Here is a 1,745-nt window from a genome sequence, read left to right as displayed (position 1 = left end):
TTGATGGTCGGTGCCGACGGCCAGATCCTGCAGGCACCGAACGTCGAGGACTGGATCTACACCACCTTCCAGCTCAGCCCCGGCGGCTTCCAGATCAGCTCCTGCCGCGCCGAGCGCTCCACCAGCCACCCCAGCGGCTACCAGCCGGTGGCTCTGGGTTCGCCGCAACAACTGATGGGCTGCCGCCGACTGCCGGCGATCTGGTACGGCAGCGACGGCGCCCAGTTCGGTGAGGGCGACCTGCCCCACCTGGGCCTGGCCCACCAGTACCTCACCCACTTCCGGCTCAAGACCGAATACGAGGACCTGCTCAGCCGCTGCGCCCTGCCGGTCGGTGTGCGCACCGGCGTGGTCGATCGCTATGGCGATGTGACCAGCGACGACGGCGAACGCCGCTCCCCTGAGCCGTTGGTGCTCTCGACCAACAGCTTCCTTGATCTGCCCGATGGCGCCGACTTCAACTGGAAGGAGATCCGCGCCCGCTCATTAGCCGAGCACCGCGCCTATCTGCTCCACCTGGAGGACACGATGCGCCGTGATGCGCTGGTGCCCACTGAGAACCGGGGCCCCGGGCGCAGCCAGAGCGAGATCAGCCTCACCGCCGGGCAGGCCTTTGCGTTGCTGCAATCGCTCGCCACCCGCAAGACCTCGGTCTTCTCCCTGCTACTCGAGCACTGGTGTGCGATCACCGGCGAAAGGCGTAACCCCCAGTCCGGTGTCTCGCTGACCGTTTCGCCGCTGACGCCGCCGCCCCGGCCGCTGCCGACGATCGCTGAATGGCTCCAACTCCACGAGCGGGGCCTTGTTTCCGATGCCGAGCTCCGCCACCAGCTCGATCTGGCCGCGATGCCCGGCGTTGTCCACCCCGCTGGCGATGGCAGTGGGGACACCATCCACGTCCCGGAGCCATGAGCCAGAACCCCTACGCCTGGCGTCCCACCGACCTGGAGGCCATCCGCGTCACGCTGCGGATCCCTGTGAGCCCGGCCTCGATCGCTGCGATCAACGAAGAAATGGCCGCGCTGGAGCGCACTTACCCCGACGCCATCCCGGCGGCCAAGGCGCACCTCGACGCGATCGCCATGATCGACACCCCACCTTCCCCAGCCCCTGGCTTGCAAACACCGGCTGAGCCGGTGGTCCGCAAGCGCACCCGTAAGGGGGCCGCAGGGCCGGTGCCGGCGGTGTTGCCCAGAAGCAAGCTCGACGTGATCGAGTTCGCCACCGAACTGCTGATGGAAGAAGTCAGCGAGGAATTCGTCATCCCCAGCGACCCATCCGCTACGGCGACCGCTGGGCTGGCCCAGCAGCGCCGCCACCACGTCGCCTCGCTGCTGCTGATCCTGCCGCGGCTTGAGAACTGGATCCACCAGCCGCGCAGTCGCGGAACATTCTCTGGCCAGATGCTTCGTGGCTGAGCCGACGCCGCTGCAGAGCGAGGCGTCCGTCCGGCTGCTGCTGCCGCTGCTGCAGCACCCACGGGCCAAGGCGCCTGTGATCCTCGCCTGGCATGTCCTGGAGGCCTTCATCAAGCAGCGCAAGCTGCTCACCAGCCGCGACGGCGGCCCCGGCCAGGACAGCGGCGATCTGCTCTGCACCGGCTTCATCACCCGCGGCGCCGAGCTGCCGCCGGTCCTCCCGGGACCCTGGGCCTGGCTGGCTTCTGACCTTGCCTGGCAGACCAATGCGCTGCGGCCCGTGCACCAGCCGGCGCCGCTGCCGCTGCCGGATCCGCCCAACCCTGG

3 protein-coding genes are annotated in these 1,745 nt (G+C 68.8%); all 3 read left to right on the top strand.

The genetic code is table 11. The features are described 5' to 3' along the window. On the top strand, positions 1–912 hold a 912-nt coding region (locus KBZ33_RS21410; RefSeq protein ID WP_255012043.1), incomplete at its 5' end, for a DUF4055 domain-containing protein. Further along, on the top strand, positions 909–1,418 hold the full coding sequence (locus KBZ33_RS21405; RefSeq protein WP_255012041.1) for a hypothetical protein: 510 nt from the start codon (positions 909–911) through the stop codon (positions 1,416–1,418). The genes KBZ33_RS21410 and KBZ33_RS21405, both read left to right, overlap by 4 nt. Then, on the top strand, positions 1,411–1,745 hold a 335-nt coding region (locus tag KBZ33_RS21400; protein WP_255012039.1), incomplete at its 3' end, for a hypothetical protein. The genes KBZ33_RS21405 and KBZ33_RS21400, both read left to right, overlap by 8 nt.

It is taken from the genome of Cyanobium sp. Cruz-8D1 (assembly GCF_024345975.1).
Taxonomy (GTDB): domain Bacteria; phylum Cyanobacteriota; class Cyanobacteriia; order PCC-6307; family Cyanobiaceae; genus Cyanobium.
This window is presented reverse-complemented; position numbering and strand designations above follow the sequence as displayed.